20 protein-coding genes and 1 tRNA gene are annotated in these 20586 nt (G+C 66.7%); 6 read left to right on the top strand and 15 right to left on the bottom strand.

Going from position 1 to position 20586, the window contains the following annotated elements; all coding sequences use genetic code 11:
* The first annotated feature begins 142 nt into the window (after window positions 1-142).
* Window positions 143-1045 (top strand): helix-turn-helix domain-containing protein, encoded by a 903-nt coding sequence (locus tag K7G82_RS05050; protein ID WP_222988746.1) that lies wholly within the window; start codon window positions 143-145, stop codon window positions 1043-1045.
* 13 nt (window positions 1046-1058) lie between these two features.
* Here the strand turns inward: K7G82_RS05050 and K7G82_RS05045 are convergent.
* The 5 genes from K7G82_RS05045 to K7G82_RS05025 all read right to left on the bottom strand — a co-directional run bounded on the left by K7G82_RS05045 (window position 1059) and on the right by K7G82_RS05025 (window position 5977).
* Window positions 1059-1134 (bottom strand) — tRNA-Val (locus K7G82_RS05045).
* A 72-nt stretch (window positions 1135-1206) separates the two neighbouring features.
* Complete coding sequence (locus K7G82_RS05040) at window positions 1207-1887, bottom strand: murein L,D-transpeptidase catalytic domain family protein (protein ID WP_222988745.1); 681 nt, start codon at window positions 1885-1887, stop codon at window positions 1207-1209.
* 103 nt (window positions 1888-1990) lie between these two features.
* Window positions 1991-2293, bottom strand: a complete 303-nt coding sequence (locus K7G82_RS05035; RefSeq protein ID WP_222988744.1) for a hypothetical protein — start codon at window positions 2291-2293, stop codon at window positions 1991-1993.
* Between the two features lie 2 nt (window positions 2294-2295).
* Window positions 2296-3777 carry a L,D-transpeptidase family protein gene (locus K7G82_RS05030; RefSeq protein WP_222988743.1) on the bottom strand — a complete coding sequence of 494 codons (1482 nt, stop codon included), beginning with the start codon at window positions 3775-3777 and terminating at the stop codon, window positions 2296-2298.
* A 109-nt stretch (window positions 3778-3886) separates the two neighbouring features.
* Window positions 3887-5977, bottom strand: coding sequence for a TonB-dependent receptor plug domain-containing protein (locus K7G82_RS05025; RefSeq protein WP_222988742.1), 2091 nt, complete (start codon window positions 5975-5977; stop codon window positions 3887-3889).
* A 112-nt stretch (window positions 5978-6089) separates the two neighbouring features.
* Between K7G82_RS05025 and K7G82_RS05020 the strand changes: the two genes are divergently transcribed.
* Both K7G82_RS05020 and K7G82_RS05015 read left to right on the top strand, forming a co-directional pair.
* The gene (locus K7G82_RS05020) at window positions 6090-6608 is read left to right on the top strand and encodes a homogentisate 1,2-dioxygenase (RefSeq protein ID WP_246623279.1); all 519 of its coding nucleotides are present in this window, start codon (window positions 6090-6092) and stop codon (window positions 6606-6608) included.
* 8 nt (window positions 6609-6616) lie between these two features.
* Window positions 6617-7627, top strand: coding sequence for a cytochrome-c peroxidase (locus K7G82_RS05015; RefSeq protein WP_222988741.1), 1011 nt, complete (start codon window positions 6617-6619; stop codon window positions 7625-7627).
* Here K7G82_RS05015 and K7G82_RS05010 read toward each other — a convergent pair.
* Together K7G82_RS05010 and K7G82_RS05005 are read right to left on the bottom strand one after the other, a co-directional pair.
* Window positions 7600-7998, bottom strand: coding sequence for a winged helix-turn-helix domain-containing protein (locus tag K7G82_RS05010; RefSeq protein ID WP_222988740.1), 399 nt, complete (start codon window positions 7996-7998; stop codon window positions 7600-7602). The two genes, K7G82_RS05015 and K7G82_RS05010, sit on opposite strands and share 28 nt — an antisense overlap.
* A gap of 91 nt (window positions 7999-8089) precedes the next feature.
* Window positions 8090-8722, bottom strand: a complete 633-nt coding sequence (locus tag K7G82_RS05005; RefSeq protein WP_222988739.1) for a TetR/AcrR family transcriptional regulator — start codon at window positions 8720-8722, stop codon at window positions 8090-8092.
* A 109-nt stretch (window positions 8723-8831) separates the two neighbouring features.
* Here K7G82_RS05005 and K7G82_RS05000 point away from each other — a divergent pair, with 109 nt between their 5' ends.
* Together K7G82_RS05000 and K7G82_RS04995 are read left to right on the top strand one after the other, a co-directional pair.
* On the top strand, window positions 8832-11033 hold the full coding sequence (locus K7G82_RS05000; RefSeq protein WP_222988738.1) for a TonB-dependent receptor: 2202 nt from the start codon (window positions 8832-8834) through the stop codon (window positions 11031-11033).
* Between the two features lie 19 nt (window positions 11034-11052).
* Window positions 11053-12384 (top strand): sulfatase family protein, encoded by a 1332-nt coding sequence (locus K7G82_RS04995; protein ID WP_343228529.1) that lies wholly within the window; start codon window positions 11053-11055, stop codon window positions 12382-12384.
* Here K7G82_RS04995 and K7G82_RS04990 read toward each other — a convergent pair.
* The 5 genes from K7G82_RS04990 to K7G82_RS04970 all read right to left on the bottom strand — a co-directional run bounded on the left by K7G82_RS04990 (window position 12381) and on the right by K7G82_RS04970 (window position 17757).
* On the bottom strand, window positions 12381-13703 hold the full coding sequence (locus K7G82_RS04990) for an MFS transporter (RefSeq protein WP_222988737.1): 1323 nt from the start codon (window positions 13701-13703) through the stop codon (window positions 12381-12383). The genes K7G82_RS04995 and K7G82_RS04990 overlap by 4 nt on opposite strands.
* Window positions 13700-14545, bottom strand: coding sequence for a ChbG/HpnK family deacetylase (locus K7G82_RS04985; RefSeq protein ID WP_222988736.1), 846 nt, complete (start codon window positions 14543-14545; stop codon window positions 13700-13702). The genes K7G82_RS04990 and K7G82_RS04985 overlap by 4 nt, the downstream gene beginning before the upstream one ends.
* Window positions 14542-15816, bottom strand: coding sequence for a family 4 glycosyl hydrolase (locus K7G82_RS04980; RefSeq protein WP_222988735.1), 1275 nt, complete (start codon window positions 15814-15816; stop codon window positions 14542-14544). The genes K7G82_RS04985 and K7G82_RS04980 overlap by 4 nt, the downstream gene beginning before the upstream one ends.
* Window positions 15813-16781, bottom strand: coding sequence for a BadF/BadG/BcrA/BcrD ATPase family protein (locus K7G82_RS04975; protein WP_222988734.1), 969 nt, complete (start codon window positions 16779-16781; stop codon window positions 15813-15815). Before K7G82_RS04975 ends, K7G82_RS04980 begins: the two co-directional genes overlap by 4 nt.
* 181 nt (window positions 16782-16962) lie before the next feature.
* Window positions 16963-17757, bottom strand: a complete 795-nt coding sequence (locus K7G82_RS04970) for an alpha/beta fold hydrolase (RefSeq protein ID WP_222988733.1) — start codon at window positions 17755-17757, stop codon at window positions 16963-16965.
* A 136-nt stretch (window positions 17758-17893) separates the two neighbouring features.
* Between K7G82_RS04970 and K7G82_RS04965 the strand changes: the two genes are divergently transcribed.
* Window positions 17894-19378: a CRTAC1 family protein gene (locus tag K7G82_RS04965; RefSeq protein ID WP_246623278.1), complete on the top strand. Its 1485-nt coding sequence runs from the start codon at window positions 17894-17896 to the stop codon at window positions 19376-19378.
* Window positions 19379-19441: 63 nt separating this feature from the next.
* Here the strand turns inward: K7G82_RS04965 and K7G82_RS04960 are convergent, their stop codons facing one another.
* The 3 genes from K7G82_RS04960 to pal are packed head-to-tail and all read right to left on the bottom strand — an operon-like array spanning window position 19442 to window position 20431.
* Window positions 19442-19744 (bottom strand): hypothetical protein, encoded by a 303-nt coding sequence (locus tag K7G82_RS04960; RefSeq protein WP_222988731.1) that lies wholly within the window; start codon window positions 19742-19744, stop codon window positions 19442-19444.
* Window positions 19741-19917, bottom strand: coding sequence for a hypothetical protein (locus K7G82_RS04955; RefSeq protein ID WP_222988730.1), 177 nt, complete (start codon window positions 19915-19917; stop codon window positions 19741-19743). Before K7G82_RS04955 ends, K7G82_RS04960 begins: the two co-directional genes overlap by 4 nt.
* Before the next feature lies 1 nt (window position 19918).
* Window positions 19919-20431: a peptidoglycan-associated lipoprotein Pal gene (gene pal, locus K7G82_RS04950; protein ID WP_343228528.1), complete on the bottom strand. Its 513-nt coding sequence runs from the start codon at window positions 20429-20431 to the stop codon at window positions 19919-19921.
* Window positions 20432-20586: the final 155 nt, after the last annotated feature.

Below are 20586 nucleotides of genomic sequence, written 5' to 3'. Positions count from 1 at the left end.
CAGCCATTTGAGGTCGCATCGCTTTTTCGGGAAACCGGCTCCAATCCCCGCCTTTGCGGGGGCATGCTTTTTCGTGGGATATGGTTATTTGTGGTGCAGCATGTGCCGGTCGCATGGTGCCTTGGGTTGCTGGGGGGATGATTTGGGCGATGGGGGCGCAGGCCCGGTCGCGTATCGGGCGCAGGCCGATATGCTGATCCTGGGGCAGGATATGCTGGCGACGACCGCGGCGACGGCGGCGGCGCAGGCGGTCGGATGCCGTCCGGTCGGCCCGCTCGATCATGCCGAAGCGATCGCGCGGATCGAGGCGGGCGGGGAAACGCGGCACCTGATATTGGCGATCGGCGCGGACGAAGGGCGCGCGCTCGACATGCTTCTCGCGGCAATCGATCGTGCGGCACGCCAGGGACGTTGCCATGGCATGGTGACGCTGCCGGTCGCGATGATCGATCGGGTGGCTGCCGCCATCACGCATGCCGCAATCGAACTTCTCTGCGAGCCCACACCGCTGGAACTCGCGACCGCGATTGCCCTGCGCGCCGCGCAAACCGGATTGCCGGGCGATGCGAGCGGCCAGAGCGAGGGTCTCCGCCGTATCGCGGAGGCATTCGCCGCGTCAGCGGACGAGCCTCGATCGGGCCGGACCGTGCGTGAGCATGCGCGCGGTTATCACGCCGGTCCGGCTGAAGCTCGGGGCGATGCGATGACGGCGGGCGATTTCCGCCGCGTCATCCGCGCACGCCGGCTGCGCGCACGCTTCTTCGGCGACGACCTCTTCGCCGATCCCGCCTGGGACATGCTGCTCGATCTCGCCGCCGCGCGGCTGGAGGGCGGTGCGGTCGCGGTCTCCAGCCTGTGCATCGCATCGGCGGTGCCGCCGACCACCGCATTGCGCTGGATCCGGATCATGACCGAACAGGGGTTGCTCGTTCGCACGGCCGATCCGATGGACGGCCGCCGCGTGTTCATCGGCCTTTCCGATGCGGTCGCCGGATCGATGAACGCCTATTTCACCGCAGTGAAGGACGCGGGATTACTGGCATGATCGGGGAAGCTCCTGGTGGGCGCTGACGGGCTCGAACCGCCGACCCTCTCGGTGTAAACGAGATGCTCTACCAACTGAGCTAAGCGCCCCAGGAAATGCCCCCATGCCAGCGACGCGGCGGCAGGGCAAGCCACCGGACCGGAGAAGTCTTTCCTTCGGGATCAAACCTTGTCGGCGTAGAGCAGCCGGCCCGGCCCCAGCATGCCGAGCACTTGCGGCAGCATATGCGGCGCGACGGCGAAGCAGCCTTCGCTTCGGCCCAGCTTGCCCCAGGTCGCGATCTGGTTCTCGCCCACATAATCGGCGCCGTGAATGACGATGGCGCGCGATTCGGCATTGTTGTTGCGCGAATCGAGCCCGATCAGCCGCATCGCGGCGCCATGGACGCCATGGTAGATCTCGCCGGTCTTGTAGGCGCCGTCTGATGTCGCGAGCGATCCTGGCTCGTTGGAGAAGCTGCGAAGCCAGCCCGAATGCTCGGGATCGGATCCGCGGCCATGCGCGACCAGATAGGAATTGGCCTGGCCGCTCACGAGGTCGACGATGTGGAAGCGCAACGCGCGGGATGCCATGCTGAAATCGGCGATCGCGATCCGGTCGCGCAGCGCGAAGGCGCCGGCATGGGTGTCGAGCATCGCGCGCGCGCGATCGAGCAGGCGCGCATAGGGCTTGTCGGGCACGCCCGGCGTGCGCGCCGATGGTGGCGCCCATGACGAAAGCGGTGCGGCGCCAGTGCCTTTGGCGGCGGTCAGATCTTCGGGTTCGGCACGTGTGACCGATGGCGGCAGGACGGCAATGCCCAGCCCGGTCAACGCAAGCCTTGAAAAGGTGCGGCGGTCCATACGGGAGATATAGTATCAAAATCCCGCTTCGCCAATTCCCGGCCCGGCGACGATGCGCCGGGCCGGGGCTCACCAGAGCCGGTTCGCGGGAACCGTTCCGATCCTAGCGCTCGGCGGCCTCATTGGCGACGGGTGCTTCGGTGTCGCTGCGCGGCAGGCGAGCGGTCAGGCCGGTGGCGTCGGCATCGTCGCGCATCTGCTCGTCATCGGTGAAGGCCGGCGGCGGTGCGGCCGGCGTCACTTCATTGGTCAGATTCTCCGCCGGCGGGGTTTCGTTCACCGGCGTCAGGTCTTCGGGCATTTCGACGACATTATTTTCGAGCGCGGGCGCTTCGGGTTCCTTGCTGCCGCAGGCGGCGAGCGAAAGCGTGGCCGCCGCGGCGGTCAGAAGCAGAACGATACGCATGGTCATTTCCCCTTGGATGCAATGGCGATGGTGGCCGCACGGCGGCTGGATGCCTCGATCTTGCCGGCCAGCAGCTTGTCCCAGCCATAGGGATCGGCGCGGAAGTTCATCGCGCCGTTACCGCTGGCAAAGGCGGTCCAGTACAACAGATAGACCGCCACCTGCTTCGGAAGCTGGACACGCTGGGTCTTGCCCGTGTCGATCGTGGCCTGAATCTGGCCGCCGAACTTCGGATCGTCCTTCATCATCAGTTCGGCCAGCGGAATCGGTTTTTCGAGGCGGACGCAGCCATGGCTGGCGAGGCGATCATAGCTCGAGAATTTCGTGCGCAACGGCGTGTCGTGCAGATAGACCGCGAACGGGTTGTCGAAATCGAATTTGAGCTGGCCCAGCGCGCTGTTCGGCCCCGCCGGCTGGACGATGCGCTCGCCCGTCTGCGGCGTGCCGACGATCTTGTAGCCCTGCCGCAGCAGCGTGGCGCGGCCCTTGGGCCATAGTTCGCGCTTGGCGATCGAACTCGGCACGTTCCAGGGCGGATTGAGCACGATCGAATGGATGCTGGATACGAGCATCGGCGTCTCGTTGCCCGGGCTGCCGGTGACGGCGCGCATCGACGCGACGGGCGCGTCGCCTTCGAACACGGTCAGCACGGCGGCGGCGATATTCACCTGCACGCGATTGACGGGCAATTCTCGCGGCAGCCAGCGCCAGCGCTCCATATTGGCCATGATCGCGGCGATCCGGTCCGCGACCGGCACGTTGAGCGCCGCCAATGTCCGCGCATCGAGCTGGCCAGTGGGGTTGAGGCCGTAACGCCGTTGCGCGCGCTGGATCGCATCGGACAGCTTCTCGGTCGCGGTGACGTTCTTGTCCTCGACCAGCAGCCGTTCGCGCACCGCCGCCGGGGGGGAGGCGGCGACGAGCTTGGGCCAGCCACCGGCGTCGCGGATCTTCTCGTAATTGGAGAGGCCGGCCTTCAGCCCCTCATAGCCGGCATAGGGCGGGGTGAGGTCCGCCGCCCATTGCGGCAGGCGATCGGCCGCTACAGCGGCCGCGAAGGCGGGCAGCGGATCATAGGCGGCGGGGCGCAGCGCCCAGATCTCCAGGAAATCGCCGGTATCGACGCGACCGACATGCAGCGCGCGCGCGCGATCGAGCGCGGCGCGCACCAGCGCTTCGCCGGCCGGTGCCTGCTGTTTCGCGGCGCTCGCCGTCAATCCATGTTCCGCGCCGTCGCCGAGCCAGTCGGTCAGCCAGGCGGCCTGCGCCGGCGACAGGGCCGGCAGCGGCACGACAGGCGCGACGGGCGTCACCGCCGGAGGCGTGACGCGTTGCGCGGCCGGCGCGGCAGGCGGAGCGGGTGGCCCGCCCGGCTGGCCCGGCACAAGCTGGGTCGGCGCCGATTGCGCGAAAACGGGACCCGCCAGCGCGATCGCCGGCAGGATGGCGGTACTCAGGGTACGAAGGACACTATGATTACGCATGGGCGCACAGATAGCGCGTCTCGCGGCCCGATCAAATCGGGATTTGAAGGAAAATCGGTGCAACATGGGCGCCGGGAGGTCCGTGGGCTCTCCCGGCGCGTCGTTCGGGTCAATATCGCGCGCGAATGCTCGCGAACAGGGTACGGCCGGGCTCGGGAAAACCATCGGTCAGCACATAATCGGTGTCGAACAGGTTGCGACCGCCCACGCCCAGCGTGATCTGCGGGGTAATCGCATAGTCGATGCGAAGGCCCGCGGTCACATAGCTGCCGGTATCGTAATAGACGGGCGCGAGGCCATTGGCCGATGCCGGAGTGACGGTGGTGCGGTCCGATGCGAATTCCAGGTTCGGCACGATCTCCAGCCCGCCGAGCGGTTTCCACGACAGCCAGGCGAAGCCCTTGTGATCGGGCACGTCGGTCAGGCGGAACGGCCGGATGAGCCCGCCGGTGGGCGGCGTGCCGACATCGAAGCTGCGATGGATATAGCTGTAGTTGATGCCGATCTGCAGCGCCGGGCTCAGCTCTGCGTCGAGCGCGAGTTCGCCGCCATAATAGTCGGCCGAACCGTAATTTTCGCGGCGGTTGAGATTGGCGGAGGTCCGCACCGAAACCAGCGCGTCGTCGAGCTTGCTGTAGAAGATCGCCGCCGAAGCGCGGACAGCGCCGAACCGATGCTCGCCGCCCAGCTCGATGGTGGTTGCGCGCTCGGGCTTCAGGTCCGGATTGGCTTCGGCCGTGCCGAACTGGCTGCTGAAGCGTTCGAACAAGGTGGGGAAGCGCACGCGTGACGAGATGCTGAGATGCGCCGCCGCGCCGGTGTCCCCACGCCAGTCGAGCCGCCCCTGCGCGTTCCAGGCGCCGGCATTGCGCAGAGGATAGCTGTAGAGGCGGCTGGCGCCGGTCTGGCCCAGCGGCACGCCATATTCCTCGGCGGCATCCAGGTCGCGCCAGTCATAGCTTGCGCCGACGGTCAGGCTGAACGCCTCATTGAACGCATAGCGATTTTCCGCCGCGATGCTCCAGGTCCGTTCGATGCTGGTCTGTTCCGGTTCGGGCACGCTGGCGGGCAAGCCCGGGCGGCTGGTCTGCGATTCATTGTGCTCGTCGCGGCGATAGTGGAAGGCCAGGCTGAATGTGTCGGCCGGGGTCAGCGCCACCGCCAGTTCGGCGGATCCGCCATAGGCATTGTCGTCATAAGGGCTGTCGAACGCGCGCCCCAGAATCTGCGTGGTCTGTGTGCGATCGTCGAACGAACGCAGCATGTTGTCCAGCTTGTTGTAATAGGCGCGCGTCTTCAGCGTCGCCTTGTCGCCGAGCGCGGTGGTCGACAGGAAATAGATGCTTTCGATGTTCCAATAGGGCCATGCCCAGTTGCGCAGGCTGACATTGCTGGTGTCGGTCAGGTGGAGCGGCGCGTTCTTCGAGCCTTCCTGCCGGGTATAGCTGATCGCATATTCGTCGGTGGCATTGGGGGTGAAGCCGATCTTGGCGTTGACGCGCCAATCCTCGGTACGGCTGAAATCGCGCTCGCCGCCATTCTCGTTGACGGTGGGCGTGAAGCCGCCGGCCAGATCCCAATGATCCTGGAAATTGCGCGCGAAGCTGGCCTGCGCGTACCAGCGCTCCTGGCGGGTGCCGACAAGGCCGAACACGGTATAGCCGTTATAGTCGCCGTCGCGGCCGAGGTTGAGCACGCCGCGCGCCTCCGCCTCGAATGGCTTTGTCGGCTTGCGCGTCACCAGATTGACCGCGCCGCCCATCGCACCGGGGCCATCGAGCACCGAGGCATAGCCCTTGGCGACCTGGATCTCGGCGATGTCCGGGGTCAGGAACCGGCCATAATCCAGCCGGTTGTCGGCGGGCAGGTAGACGCGGATGCCGTCGATCGACAGCGGCACCTGGAACCGGTCGAAGCCGCGCACGAACAACAGGCGTTCGTTGCGCGATCCGCCGCTGTTGCCGGCGGTGACGCCGGGGATCAGGTTCGCCGCATCGTCGAGCGAATTGCGGTTGAAGGTCTCGATCGCCTCTTGCCCCAGCGTATGGATGCCGATCGCCGGGCCATCGGGCCGCTGGCCGGTGACGATGATCTGGCCGAGTTCGAAGCTGCCATTCGCGGTCTCCGCCTCGTCCTCGGCGAAGGCCGGCGATGCGAGCAGGGCTGCGGCGCAGCTCGAAACAAACAGGATGGTGCGCATGCGGACTCCCTTTTCGTGGCGTCGATTGCCGACGTTCGGGGCGCCGTATATGGTGAGATATAGTTCGCTGTATATAGCGGAATATCGTGTTCCGATCCGGAGGCTCAAGATCATGAAATCCATGTCGGCGATCGTCACAGCGATGGTGCTCGCCGCAAGCCCGGCCATGGCGCAGAAGGCGGAGCCTTCATGCCCCGCCGATGCAGCGCCGCTGCCCGCCGAGCTCGCCGGCTGGACCGGGCGTGCCGGCCTTGCCGCTGCCGTCGATCCCGCCGCGCTCGATGCGGCGATGCTTGCCATCGGCAAGGGCGTCGATCTGTCGCTCCAGCCGACGCCGAGCGTGCGCTACGCGCTGCGCCCCGAAAATCCGGGCGGTTCGGTCAGCCATGGCGGGCTGGTCGGCTTTGCTGTCGATCGGGCCGGCACCTACCGTGTGGCGATCGGATCGGCGGCCTGGATCGATGTGGTGCGGGCGGGCACCGTGGCGGTGTCGGTCGCCCATGGTCGCGGACCCGCCTGTTCGGGCATCCGCAAGATGGTCGATTTCGCGCTGGAGCCGGGGCTCTATGTGTTGCAGATCGCGGGCAATGGCGGGCCGAGCCTGCCGGTCATGATCGCACGCCTGCCCTGATTGCACAGATGAGCCGCGGGCGAAGGCTGTGGCTGGCGGTCGCCGGGCTGCTGCTCGGCGCAGCCATTGCCGGTCCGGCGGGCTGGCCATGGCCCGAGGGGCGGCCCGCGCCGCGCGTGCCGGCGGATAATAGGATGAGCGCGGCGAAGGTCGAGCTTGGCCGCAGACTGTTCTACGACGCCGATCTTTCGATCGACGGCAGCATGTCGTGCGCGACCTGCCATGTGCAGCGCCGCGCCTTTGCCGACGGCAACGCCACGCATCCGGGCGTCCATGGCGATCCGGGGCGGCGCAACGTGCCCGGCCTCGCCAATATCGCCTGGGCGAAAAGCCTGACCTGGGGCGATCCGCGCGTAAGGACGCTGGAGGCGCAGGTGCTGATCCCGGTGACGGGCCTGTCGCCGGTCGAGATGGGCATGAACGGCAAGGAAGGCGAGATCGCGGCGCGGCTGGGCCGCGACGCCTGCTATGTCCGCATGTTCCGCGCCGCCTTTCCCGAAGCGGACGGGCGCATCGACATGGCGGGCGTGGCGAAGGCGCTGGCGGCGTTCCAGCGCACGATGATCTCCAACCAGTCGCCCTATGATCGATGGCGGAGCGGGCGGCGCGATGCCTTGAGCGAGATCCAGCAGCAGGGGGAAAGGGCGTTCGCCAGGCGCTGCGTCGCCTGTCATGCCGGGCCGGACCTGAGCGATGGCCGGTTCCATCGGATCGAGCCGGAAGCAGACGACCCGTCGGCAGGTGATCCGGGGTTGAGCGAGATCACCGGGCGCGCCGCCGATATCGGCCGTTTCCGTACGCCGGGGCTGCGCAATGTCGCGCTGACCGCCCCCTATCTCCATGACGGCAGTGCATCGACTGTCGCGGCGGCGATCGATCGTCATGCCGATATCGCGCGCCGGCTCTCCGACGGGGATCGGCGGGCGATCGAGGCGTTTCTCGATACGCTGACCGATCGCGTCTTCACCGGCGACCGGCGCCTGTCCCTGCCTCAATCCGCCTGCGGGGTGGAGCTGTGATGTTTCGGGTCCAGCGGAGCCGCGCGCAGCAGCGCCGATAGCTCGGCGAAGGCCTCGCCCGACGCGACGGATTCGAGCTGATGTTCGATCGCGCGATACAGGCGCAGAACCTCCTGGCCGCAGGGCGTGAGCCGCGCGCCGCGATTGCTGGCGCCGCCGGAAATGGTCTCCACCAGCCGTTCGGACCAGCAACGGTTCATCGCGTCGACGAGCAGCCAGGTGCGGCGATAGCTCATGCCCATCGCCTGTCCCGCGCGTGAGATCGATCCTTCGCGTTCGATCGCTTCCAGCAGATCTGCCTTGCCGGGGCCCATCGCGATCTCGTCGCCGCAATAGAGCTGCGCCTTGAGCTTCAGGGGACCGATCTGCATCTGGATTGTCCTGCGTTGCAACGCCGATATCGTGCCGAAGCGTTCCGGATAGCGCGGCTTGCGCCGCAATGAAATCGTTCGCGATCGCGCGTCAGGCGCGGAGCCGCGCGATCACGCCGCGTACATAGTCGCGCATATTCTGCGCCATCGAGATCGATCCGCCGCTCAGCAGCCATTGCAGCCGCAGCCCATCGATGACGGCGGTCATGTTGACCGCCTCCGCCGCGGGATCGAGGTCGGCGCGCAGATCGCCCGTGCGCGCGGCATCGGCAAAGGCGGTTTCCAGCATCGATCGGAACCGCTCGTACCGCGCGACGAAATAGCGGTTCACTTCCGAATCTTCCTGCAGATGCTCGGCCGAAAGCGTCACGTCGAGCGCGGTCAGCAGCGGATCGGCCTCCAGATCGGCGCCGAACTCCGCCATGCGCTCGATCAGCGGCAGGCCCTTCGCGGTCTGCACCTTCTCCAGCGCCTCGTCCTGCTCGCGGTCGCCTTCCGCCACCACGGCGAGCAGCAGATGGTTCTTGCTGGGGAAATGATAGAGCAGGCCGGCATCGGTGAGTTCGGCTTCCTGCGCGATCGCGGCGAGGCTGGCCCCCTTGAAACCCTGTTGCGCGAACAGCCTGCGCGCGGCGGCGAGCACCGCCGCGCGCCGTGCGCGGCCGCGCGACTGGCGGGTGCCGGGCGGGGCGCTGCTCGCAGTCTTGCTCTGCTTTTCGCTCATGGAATTGGCTCTTGCACATATTTCTAGTGACTGCTAGCAATTCAAAAACCTAGTGATCACAAGGAATATGAAGATCACGGGTTGCGGGGCGGATGAGGGGAGGACAGCAATGAACCGGTATCTTCTGTGCGGGACCATGTTGAGTGCGTTCGCCGCCGCGTCCGCTGCGGCGCAGAAGGCGCCTGCGGAAACCGAGGACAGCGCGGGGCTGAGCGAGATCGTCGTCACCGCGCAGAAGCGAAGCGAAAACCTCCAGGACGTGCCGATCGCGATCAGCGCGGTGGGCGGTGACCGGGTCGACGCTCTGCACGCCACCCGTCTGTCGGACCTGACCGGCGTCGCCCCCAATTTCAGCGTCGAGCGCGCCAATGGCGCCGTCTATATCCGGGGTGTCGGCGGCGGCGGGCGCAATATCGGTTTCGGCGGTCGCGCGGGCGTCTATCTCGACGGCGTCTATATCGGCCAGGTGGCCTCGCTCAACCAGACACTGCTGGACATCGACCGGATCGAGGTGCTGCGCGGGCCGCAGGGGCATCTGTTCGGCCGCAATACCGTGTCGGGCGCGGTCAACATCGTCACGCGCGCGCCGTCCAACGATTTCGGCGGCGAGATCAGCGGCGGCATCGGCAACAGCGACTATCGCAGTGTCGGCGTCCAGCTCAACATGCCCGTGGTCGAAGACAAGATCATGGCCAAGGCGTCGTTCGGTTATGAGCGGCGCGACGGCTTCACGCGCAATCTCTTCAACGGGGATCGCACGATCGGATCGCTCGACACCCAATCCTATCGTTTCGGCGTGCGGCTGAAACCGACCGAGCGGCTGACCATCGACCTGAGCGCCGATTATATGCGCGACTTCTCGTTCCGTGGCGGGCCGGAGGCGATTTCGGGACTCACCGGCGGCGGAACGATCGATCCGGGCGCGCCGGCGCCCTTCGAAACCAACACCAACACGCCGCGCTTCAAGCACGCCAAGACCGGCGGCACCTCCGCCAATATCGATTACGAGATCGGCGATCATGTGCTGACCTCGATCACCGCCTTTCGCGACAGCCGTCTCGCGATCCAGGCCGATAACGATTACAGCTCGGCCGATTTCATCCACACGCTGTATGTCGACCGGTTTTCGCAGCTTTCGGAGGAACTGCGCATCGCTTCGCCCACCGACGGGCGGCTGCGCTATGTCGCGGGCGTCTTCTACATGGACGAGACCGCGAAGACGCGGCGCACCGCTTTCTGGGGCGTCGCGGCGGGCGCGCTGGGGCTGGGCATACCACTCAATTCGAGCACGCCGTCCTCCGCCAGGATCGGCACGCGATCGATCGCCGCGTTCGGCTCGATCGATTTCGACCTGTTCGACCAGCTCACGCTCAATCTGGGCGGCCGCTACACGCATGAGCGCCGCAAGATCCTGTTCAATCTCGACGGATCGAACAGCGGCCTGGTCGGCATCGCCATACTCAACAATTTCCGCGACGAGGATACGGAGAACCGCTTCACGCCCAGCCTGGGCGTGACCTTCAAACCCGCCGAAACCGTCAATATCTACGCCAAATACGCGACCGGCTTCAAAAGCGGCGGCTGGAACGTCGATTTCCTCAATCGCAATCAGGTGCGCGACCTGAACGGCGACGGCCGCGCCGATTTCGCCTTCGATACCGAAACCGTCAAATCCTACGAAGTCGGGCTCAAGGCGGAGATGTTCGACCGCAAGCTGCGCACCAATCTCGCGGCCTTCATCGCCGATTACGACAATTACCAGATCAACCGCTTCTATCTGTTCCCCGGCGGGATCACGGTGATCCAGCTCAGCAACGCCGCCAAGGTCCATACCAAGGGCGTGGAGGCGAGCATCGAGGCGGCGCCGGTGCGCGATCTGAAGCTCACCTTCGACGCGGCCTATATGGATGCCAGCTTCAGGTCCTTTCCCGGCGGCGGTGCCGCCGGTGCGGACGCGTCGGGCAATCGCTTGCCCTTTTCCCCCAAATGGTCGGGCAGCGTATCCGCCGAATATGGCATCGCCCTGCCGGGCATGGATTCGCGGCTGTCGCTGTTCGGGCAATATAGCTATCGTTCGCGCACATTCTCGGGTCAGGAGAATCTAGCCAATCAGCGGCTGGAGAACCGCAAGCTCGTCAATGCGCGCATCACCTTCGCGCATATGGGCAGCGGGCTCGAGTTCAGCCTGTGGGGCGTGAACCTCACCAACGATCTCTTCACCGTCAACCGCGCCGCCGATTTCCTCGGCACGCGCTTCGTCGAGCGCGGCGAGCCGCGCACCTATGGTATCGAGGCGAAATACAGATTCTAGAGAATCGGGTGGAGGGCAGGTGAGGCGCAGGGAGATCATCGGCGCGGGGGCGGCGGCGCTGGTTTCGGCGATGCTGCCCGGCGCCGTCAGGGCCGCCACACGCCGGAAACCCAATATCGTGCTGATCCTGGCGGACGATCTCGGCTGGGGCGATCTGGGCAGCTATGGCGCGCGGCTGATCCGCACGCCGGCGCTCGACCGGATGGCGCGCGAGGGCATCCGCCTGACCGATGCCTATGCCTCCGCCAATGTCTGCACGCCATCGCGCGCGGGTCTGCTGACCGGGCGTTATCCGATCCGCACCGGCCTTGCCTATGACGTGATCCGCGCCAGCGACACGATCGGCCTGCCGCCCGGCGAAGTGACGATCGCCGAAATGCTGAAACCCGATTATGCGACCGCGCTGATCGGCAAATGGCATCTCGGCCATGTCGCGCCCTATTGGCCGCCGACCGTGCAGGGTTTCGATCTGTTCTTCGGCCTGCCCTATAGTCACGACATGACGCCGCTCTCGCTGTATGAAGCGCATGCGCCGGGAGTGGAACTGACGCGCGAGGATGTCGATTTCGCACGACTGACCGAGCGCTTCTTCGATCGCGGCTTCCGTTTCATCGAAACGAACCGTGCGAAACCCTTTTTCCTGATGATGGCGCTGACCGCGCCGCATTATCCGCTGGTGCCCAATCCCGATCATGCCGGCCATTCGCCCGCCGCCGCCTATGGTCAGGTGGTGGAGGAGGTCGATGCGGGCGTCGGCCGGCTGTTTGCCCGGCTCGCGCGCCTCGGCATCGATCGCGACACGCTGGTGATCGTGACGTCGGACAACGGCCCCTGGTTCGAGGGATCGTCCGGCCCCTTGCGCGATCGCAAGGGCGGGGGCGGCTGGGACGGTGGCTTCCGCGTGCCCTTTATCGCGCGCCAGCCCGGCAGGATCGCACCGGGACGGACGAGCGCCGCGCTCAGCATGAATATCGATCTGCTGCCGACGCTCGCGGCATGGACGGGCAGGCCGTTGCCGGCCGTCGAACTGGATGGGCGCGATATCGGCGCGCTGCTGCGTTCGGGCGGGCCGTCACCGCATGAAGACCTGTTGCTGTTCGACAATGAGAGCGTGGCGGCGATCCGCACCGCGCACTGGAAATATGTGCGGCGATCTTATTATCGCACGGTCGACCTGCCCTTGTCGGATCATGGCTACGATCTGTTGTTCGATCTGCGCGTCGATCCGGCCGAAACCTATAATGTTTCCAGCCTGCACGCCGATGTGATGGCCGATATGCGCGCGCGCGCGGCGCGCGCCGATGCCCGGTTCGGTGCGTTCGCACGCGGGCCGCGCAAGAAGGTCGGTTAGCGACGCCGATATGCCAGCGCGCGCAACAGGCGATTGTGGAAGGCCTCGTCGATCACGTAGAACCACATGAACGCCATCGAGATCGCACCGCCGAGCAGGGTGGGGACGGTCAACATCAGATGGAACCCCGTCAGCGTCTCGGGCGATTGGCGCGCCGCTGCGACATAGCCGATCAGATCGAGCAGCACGCCGCATAGCGCGATGGCAAGGCCGGTCGCGACTTTCTGGACGAGCGTGACGATGCCGAAGGTCATGCCTTCCGCGCGGATGCCGGTGCGCCATTCGGCGACCTCGACGGTATCCGGGATCAGCGACCAGAGCGTGACCGGGATCGCTGCGCCGCCGAGCCAGGTGAGCGCGAGCAGGACCAGCACGATGGCGGGATCGCCACCGGTATAGGCGATGAACGCCGCCTGGCCAGCACAGGACAGGCCCGATCCCCAGAGCCAGGCGAGGCGCTTGGAGAAGCTCCGGCCCACCCAGCCCCAGACGGGGGTGAGCAGGATCACCGCCGCCACCTGCACCGCCAGCCCATAGCTCGCCAGTTCGGGGCGGCCGACATAATAGGTGAAATAATAGACGATCATCTTGCCGCTGATCACCGTGCCGATGCTCATCGCGGTGATCGCGGCGAGCAGCAGCAGCAGCGGCCTGTTGCAAAGGATCGCGCGCATCAAGGCTGCGATGGGCGGAGCCGCTTGTCCGTCTTCCGCGATCTCGTGCGTCGCCAGCACCATGAAGAGCAGGGCGGCGAAGGCGAGCGCGCCCCAGAGCATCGCGAGCGCGAACCAGCCAAGCGCGGGATCCTGCCAGAGCGCGACGAAGGGCTGGCTCGCCAGCGCGACCGCGAGCGCGGCGGCGGCACCGCCCAGCACCTTGAAGGTGGCGAGCGTGCTGCGCTCGCGCATGCTGGTGGTGAGCGACGCCGAGAGCGAGCCATAGGGGATGGAAACCACCGCATAGGCGGTCCGGAACAGCATCTGCGCGAGCAGCGCGAACCAGATTTCACCGGACAGGCCGAGCAGCGGCTGCGCGAAGACGAGCATGAACGAGAGCGAGAGCGGTGCCGCGCCGATCAGCACCAGCAGGCGATAACGGCCCAGCCGCGATCGGATGCGATTGGCGAACATGCCGACGAGCGGATCGATCAGCCCGTCCCAGATCATCGCCGCGCCGAAGATCAGCCCGGCGGCGGCATTGGGCAGGTGCAATATGTCGGTATAATAGAAAAGCAGGTAGAAGCTGGTGCTCTGCCAGAACAGGTCGGTGCCGAAGCACCCGAGCGCATAGCCCAGCCGCGTGCGCGCGGCGCCGGTCAAGCAAGGCTCCGCTGCAGATCGCGCAAGGGGCGATAGCTGATCCGCGTGAAGCCTTGCGCATTCACAAAGCCGGCGATCTCGGCGTCATGCGCGCAGCCATGATCGGCGACGCGGATATCGGCTTCGCGCAGATCATAGCCGCGCAGTTCAGGGCCATCGATCACGGGATGGATGTTGATTTCGCTGATGCCGGGCGGAAGGTCCGGAAAACGGTCATGGATCACGTCGCGCGTCGCCCGGCCCCATTCGGCGATCAATATATCGGGGAACGCGACGCCGCGCGCGGCCGCCCGGGCGCGGCCGGCATAGCCCAGCCGGGCCTCGTCCTCCGCGCTCGCCATTCTGAGCGGCAGGCGGAAGGTTTCCGCCATTTCCAGATAGATCTCGAACAGGCCGGCATCGAAATGCGTCGCGCCCATATGCGAGTCGAGATGGGTCACGTCGACGCCCCAGTCGAGCGCCTGTTCGATCTGCGCCCGGCATTCGCGGCGGACATCGTCGGGCCGCATGCGCGCATAAAGCTCGGCGACGGTCGCGGGCATATAACCCTCGGCATCGTGCAGCGATGCGGCCCCCGTCAGCGTGCGCCAGCGATAGCCGGGATATTCGGCGGTCAGCGTCAGGTGCACGCCCAGGTCGAGCCCCGCGAACATGCCGACGGCCTCGCGCGCCCAGGGGCACGGCACCATCAGCGTGCCGCTGGTCGCGAGCCCGTCGCGCATCGCCTGCTCGCAGGCCAGATTGGCGGCGTGGCTCGATCCCACATCGTCGCAATTGACGATCAGCAGCCGCGCATCGGCGGCGAAGCCGAGCCGCTGGTGGAGGGGCGGGCGGGCCGTCACCGGAAATCCAGCGCGTGCGCGGCCAGCATCTCGTCGAGCATCGGCACGGCGATATCGATGTCGCCGACCAGCGGATGCGCGAGCAGCGCCTGGAGCGCCACATCGCGCCGACGCGTCACCGCCGCTTCCACCGTCAGCGTCTCATGCGCCTTCACCGCCTGGACGAGCCCGCGAAAGGCGATCGGGATCTCCCCGGCGGGCAGCGGCGCGGCGCCCTGGGCATCGACGCGGCAGGGCAGTTCGACGACGGCATCGTCGGGCAGATCGCGAACCGCGCCGCGATTGAGCGTGCTCATCACGATCTCCCGCCCGCGATCGTTCAGAATGGCGTCGAGCGTGTCGAAGGTGACGCTGCTATAGCCATCGCCGCCCCGGCGCCGCAGCGCTTCGGGTTTCGTGTCCACGCATTGGTCGGCGGCTTCGGCCAGCACTTCCGCCTCGATCTCCGCCACCGCCTGCGCGCGGGTGCGGGGCGCTTCATGCATCGCCGCCACTTCGGCGCGGCGATGGAAATAGAGATCGCCGTATTTCTCGACCGGCAGCGCACCCAGCACCGCCGCCGTGCGCAGCGCGGAGGAGAAAAGCGGGTCTTCGTCGGTGTCGAGCCGGGCGAGCGCGGCGAGCGCGTCCGCCGTCACGTCGCGGCCATGCGCTTCGATCCGATGGATGAAGCCCAGATGGTTGAGGCCGATGCACGCGGTCCGGATATCGCCGAAGCGGGGGGCAAGCAGATGCGCCAGCCGCTGCTGCATGGTCGGGATGCTCGAACACAGGCCCAGCATGCGCGCGTCGCTGTGGTTGAGCACCGCTTCGGTCACCACGCCGCTGGGGTTGGTATAGTTGAGGATGAAGGCGGCCGGCGCGGCATCGGCGATCGTTCGCGCCATCTCGATCATCACCGGAATGGTGCGCAGCGCCTTGAACATGCCGCCGGGGCCCGTCGTTTCCTGGCCGATCACGCCGTAGCGCAGCGGGATCGCCTCGTCGGCGGCGCGCGCGCGCATGCCGCCGACGCGGATCTGCGTCACGACGAAATCGGCGTCGGCGACGGCCGCCCGCAGATCGTTTTCCGCCCGCACCGCGATCCGCGCCCCTCGCGCCGCGATCATCCGCCGCGTCAATCCCGCCATGATTTCCAGCCGATGGGGATCGGTGTCCGTCAGGCCGAGCGCACGGACGGGAAGCGCTTCGGCACGGTCGAGCAAGCCTTCGACGATCTCGGGCGTATAGCTTCCGCCGGCTCCGACGATGCAGATGTTCAGGTCTCTCACGCCGGAACCTCCGTTTTCGTGCCGCTATCCTGTGTTGCGAGCGTTTCGAACAATGCGGCCGGATCACCGCCCCAGGGGCGGGCGGCGAGCAGTACCGCGCCGAGCTCGGGTGAAAGGCGTATACCGGTCATGTCGGCGCGCGGGCAGATCGCCGCCAGTTCTTCGCGGAGCAGGCGCTGGAAGTCCGCCTGGCCTTCCAGGATGGTGCCGCCGCCAAATGCGGTGGCGAAACGCGCTTCGCCGGGCAGGCGGTCGCCCATCACCTTGGCGATCAGCGCATAATCGCGCGCGGCGGCATGGACCATGTCGGTCGCGGCGGGGTCGCCTTGCCGCCATGCGGCGAACACGATGCGCGCCATGCCGGTTCTTCGCGACGCCGCCTCGGGAGAACGCAGGTACCAGGCCGCGAAATCCGGCGCCGCGACGCCGCAATAAGCGAGCACCGCATCGAGAAGCGGGGTGGGCGCCGCGCGGCCGTCGATCATGCGCGCGGCGCGTGCGATCGCCGCGTCGCGGACGTCGTAGATGCGACCGACATCCAGGCTGTCATGGACGGTCTCGCCGCCGGGCTCGGCGCGATAGGCGCTGGTGAGCCCGGTGCCGAGCTGGACGAGCACGAGCCGGGCCTCAGGCGATACGCCGCACAGGGCGACGATGCCGTCATTGACGAGTGTCAGGCGCGATTCCAGGCCGTAGCGACGCGCGATGGTGGAGCGTTGTTCTGCCTGTTCATCGGTGAAATCGACACCCGAAAGCCCAATCGCGACATGTTCGATATCGCCGAGCGTCACGCCCGCATCGCTGCACAGGGTGTCGAGCAGGCCGGTGATTGTCGCGAAGAAGCGTTCGTTCGGTGCGCCGACGATCGCCGCGCCCTGCGCTCTGGCGCGTGCGACGATCCGTCCCTGCCTGTCGCAGATCGCGCCCGCGGTCTTCGCGCCCCCGCAATCCAGGCCGATGATCAAGCTTCCCCTCCCGCGGTATCATTACTTAGTAATCACTAGGTTTTGTGTATAGCAATTTGGGCAGGCGTGACAAGCGCCGATTCCGCGATGTTGAACGGGCATGTCGATACCTGCCACGGCCAGGGCGCTTGGCGGGCATCGGCAGATTTCGCTGGTGGTGCCGGGCGTTCCCGGCAAGCGGTCAGATCGCGGCGAGGAAAGCGGCGAAAAGGGCGGTCACTTCGGCTTCCCGTTCGCGATGCGGCACATGGCCGCAGCCTGCGATGATATGGACGGTCGCCGGGCCGCTCGTCAGCGCGGCGATGCGCTCGGCATGGACCGGCGATCCGAACTCGTCGGCTTCGCCATGGATGGCGAGCGCCGGGCAGGCCGGACGGATCTCGCTGCCGTTGAGCCGCCAATCGGCGAAGACGGGGGAAAGCCAGCTCTGCACCCAGGAATCGAGCACCCAGCGGGCCTTGTCGCCATGATAGCGGGCCAGCCTTTCGATCTGGCCGGGTTCGGCGAAGCCGCGTTCGGCGTCGCGGATGCCCTGGAGTGTGCGATCCTCGACAAAGGCCTGCGCGGATTCAGTGATCAGCGCGTGGCAGGTCTCGCCGAAATCGCTTGCGATCCAGGTCGCCATGCCGCCGCCGACGCTGTGGCCCAGGATCACGAAGTCGTCGATCGCGAGCGCTTCGCGTATCGCCGCGAAACCGCGCTGCGCTTCGGTGCGGATGAAGTCGGTTTCGATCGGGCGGGAATGCGCGTCGGATTGGCCGAAGCCGAGCCGGTCATAGGCGATCACGCGCCGGCCGGTCGCCTGTGCCAGCACGGCCGGAAAATCGCGCCACAGCGCGACGCTACCGAGCGAATCGTGCAGCAGTACGACGGGCGCCGCCCCGTCGTCGCCATCGACAGTCCAGCTTCGCGCGAAGAGTCGCCCCCTTGGCGTTTCGATCCAGTGATCTTGGACGGATGGAGCGGGCAGGGGCATGTCGGGTCCGGGGCAGGCGGGTGATGGCCGGCGACGTGGACCAGCAGGGCCGATGATGCAAGCGCTGCTGGCTCTTGCCCGTCGACGGCGGCACGTTCATGTCTGTCTGGTTCATGGCCTGCTCGAAAGGACAATGATGAGGCGTGCATCGGCCCTTGCCCTGTTGCTCCCTTTTGTCACCGCCGCGGCGGCACAACCGGCGCAATTGCCGTTCGAGCCCGTCCAGAGCGCTTTGTTCGCCATACCGGGAACGCTCGCCAATGCCTGGGCCGATTACGACCGGGACGGCGATCTCGATCTCGCGCTTGTCGGCCAGTCGGGCGCGGTCAGCCTGTATCGCAACGATCGCGGCAGCTTCGTGAGCGTCGGCGAGGCGCTCGGCCTGCCGCTTTCGGGGCCGGAGATGCGATCGGCGAGCTGGGGTGACTATGACGGCGACGGCTGGCCTGATCTGCTGGTCGGCCCCACCGACAAGGATCATTCCTCTCGCCTGTTCCGCAATGTCGGCGGCCGGCGCTTCGCCGATGTGACGGCGGAGACGGGCCTGGCGATTCCGGGCCGCTCGGCGCGTCACACCAACTGGATCGATTTCGACAATGACGGCGATGTCGATCTCTACGCGACCGATCGCGCCGGCGAGAACAGGCTCTACCGCAATGACGGCGGGCGGTTCGCGCTGGTGCCGTCCGATCGCGCGCCGGCGGACATGCGGCCGACGGTGGGGGCGTGCTGGCTCGACTATGACCGCGATGGCGACCTCGATCTGTTCACCGCCAATCAGGCGGGCGCGACCGACGGGCTCTGGCGCAACGATGGCGACCGCTTCGTCGATGTGGCGGCGGTGCTGGGCATGGACAATGCCGGCCGCACCAAGGACGAGGGCGGCGTGGGTTGCGCCGTCGGTGACTTTGATAACGACGGCTATCTGGACCTGTTCGTGCCCAATTACGGCCGCAACGCGCTCTATCGTGGCGGGCCGGGCGGCAGCTTCGCCAATGTCGCGGCGCAGGCCGGGGTGGGTGTCGACAACCATGCGGTCGGCGCCGCCTTCGGCGATTACGACAATGACGGCTGGGCGGATCTGATGGTCACCTCCTATGTCCGCTCGGGCAGCGATCTGCAGCCCAGGGATGCGCTGTTCCGCAATGGCGGCGGTGCCTTCGTCGATCTGCTGGCGAATGGCGGCATCGTCAATGTCGCCGATCATGGCGTGCAATGGGTGGATTATGACCGCGACGGCGCGCTCGATCTTTCCCTCACCGACAGTTTCGGAAAGGAAGGTGGGCATATCCTGTTCCGCAACACGATGCCGGGCGATGCCGCGCGACGCTCATTGAGCGTGCTCGTGCTCGACGCCCGGGGCCGCTACACCCGCGCGGGCGCGGAAGTGCGGCTCTACGATGCGGCCGGCGGGATCCTCGGGACCCGACAGGTGGAGACGGCGGGCGGCTATAGCAGCCAGAGCATGGGGCCGGTCCATTTCGGATTGAAGGCGTCCGATCCGGTGACGGTGGAGGTGAGCTTCATGGCCAAGGGCGGGCGCCGGACCGTGAAGGTCGCGGGCGTCCGCCCCCAGGCCTATGCCGGTCGGTCGCTGGTGGTCCGGCAGCCGGCGCGATAGGCCGGCCAGCGGGAGTCTCCGACAGGTGAAATTCCGGCGAGTGGCCTTTGTTGAAACCGATATTCAAGCCAGCCGGCACTTGAGATAGCGCGGCTCGCCGTCGATGACGAGCGATGCCGCGTCCCCGTCGATGACCAATGCGGCGATCGCCGAAGTATAGCGCCGGCCGATCGAGGACTCGATCTGCGTCAATGCGTAATTGCCTTTGGCCGTGGTCACATCGGCCAGCGTATCGGCATAACGAACTTCGAAGCCCAGATCGTTCGCGCAGCCGTAGATCGCGTCGGGCGGGTCGCGCGCCACGCCGCAGCCCGCAGCGAGCGGTATCAGGCAGAGCGACAGGACGATTGATTTCGGCCCGATCATCCGGCCCGCTCTTGCGGTTGAACGCGCGCCGCATCGATCGCCGCGATCCGGCGCGCATAACCGCTCGCCAGGCGATGATGCCTGTCGACCGCCTCTTCGCAGCCGGCATGTTCGGCGGCGCGCAACTCGTCCTTCCAGCGCCGGACCAGATAGGCCCTGTCGCGATCGCTCATTTTACAGCGGCGCGATGACCAGCGAGACGGCGCGACGATTGCGCGCATAGGACGCCTCGTCCGAACCGAGCGCTTCGGGACGTTCCTTGCCATAGGAAATGGTCGACAGGCGGGCGACGGAAACGCCCTGGCCGGCCAGGAAATTCTTCACGCTGTTCGCGCGGCGCTCGCCCAGCGCCAGATTATATTCGCGGGTGCCGCGTTCGTCGCAATGCCCTTCGATGGTCACGGCGATATTGGGATTGGCCTGGAACCATTGCGCCTGGCGCGCCAGAACCTGCTGCGCGGCCGGGGTCAGTTCGAACCCGTCCAGGTCGAAATAGACGCGGTCGGCGCCGGCCTTCGCGACCAGATCGGCCTGCAGCCGCGCGGTCGGATCGCCTTCCTCCTGCGCCGCCGTATATTCGCTGGCGCCGGGGGCCTGGCTGGCGACGGTTTCGGGTGCGGGCTTTTTCGCACAGCCCGATGCCAGCATTGTTCCAACGAGCAGTGCGGCGGCGATATGTGTCTTCACGTCGGTCCCCAAGATTGAGTGATGTCCGGGGTACGAGCCTAGGCGCTGTCGGTACGGCGGCGTTACTATAGGATTTAAATGCATGGACCCGGCGGCCCGGGGGGCTTAGCCCGGATCCTGCGCGGTGCCGATCTCACCCCCCAGATGTGAAATCG

This window comes from Sphingomonas colocasiae (genome assembly GCF_019880585.1).
GTDB lineage: Bacteria > Pseudomonadota > Alphaproteobacteria > Sphingomonadales > Sphingomonadaceae > Sphingobium_A > Sphingobium_A colocasiae.
Note: the sequence above shows the minus strand (reverse complement) of the source record. Positions and strands in the feature narration are given on the sequence as shown.

What these genes read in the sequence shown, in the direction of transcription:
- K7G82_RS05040 (WP_222988745.1), bottom strand. Translation starts at nt 1,887, where the DNA reads ATGGACCGCCGCACCTTTTCAAGGCTTGCGTTGACCGGGCTGGGCATT.
- K7G82_RS05035 (WP_222988744.1), bottom strand. Translation starts at nt 2,293, where the DNA reads ATGCGTATCGTTCTGCTTCTGACCGCCGCGGCGGCCACGCTTTCGCTC.
- K7G82_RS05030 (WP_222988743.1), bottom strand. Translation starts at nt 3,777, where the DNA reads ATGCGTAATCATAGTGTCCTTCGTACCCTGAGTACCGCCATCCTGCCG.
- K7G82_RS05025 (WP_222988742.1), bottom strand. Translation starts at nt 5,977, where the DNA reads ATGCGCACCATCCTGTTTGTTTCGAGCTGCGCCGCAGCCCTGCTCGCA.
- K7G82_RS05020 (WP_246623279.1), top strand. Translation starts at nt 6,090, where the DNA reads ATGAAATCCATGTCGGCGATCGTCACAGCGATGGTGCTCGCCGCAAGC.
- K7G82_RS05015 (WP_222988741.1), top strand. Translation starts at nt 6,617, where the DNA reads ATGAGCCGCGGGCGAAGGCTGTGGCTGGCGGTCGCCGGGCTGCTGCTC.
- K7G82_RS05010 (WP_222988740.1), bottom strand. Translation starts at nt 7,998, where the DNA reads ATGCAGATCGGTCCCCTGAAGCTCAAGGCGCAGCTCTATTGCGGCGAC.
- K7G82_RS05005 (WP_222988739.1), bottom strand. Translation starts at nt 8,722, where the DNA reads ATGAGCGAAAAGCAGAGCAAGACTGCGAGCAGCGCCCCGCCCGGCACC.
- K7G82_RS05000 (WP_222988738.1), top strand. Translation starts at nt 8,832, where the DNA reads ATGAACCGGTATCTTCTGTGCGGGACCATGTTGAGTGCGTTCGCCGCC.
- K7G82_RS04970 (WP_222988733.1), bottom strand. Translation starts at nt 17,757, where the DNA reads ATGCCCCTGCCCGCTCCATCCGTCCAAGATCACTGGATCGAAACGCCA.
- K7G82_RS04965 (WP_246623278.1), top strand. Translation starts at nt 17,894, where the DNA reads ATGAGGCGTGCATCGGCCCTTGCCCTGTTGCTCCCTTTTGTCACCGCC.
- K7G82_RS04960 (WP_222988731.1), bottom strand. Translation starts at nt 19,744, where the DNA reads ATGATCGGGCCGAAATCAATCGTCCTGTCGCTCTGCCTGATACCGCTC.
- K7G82_RS04955 (WP_222988730.1), bottom strand. Translation starts at nt 19,917, where the DNA reads ATGAGCGATCGCGACAGGGCCTATCTGGTCCGGCGCTGGAAGGACGAG.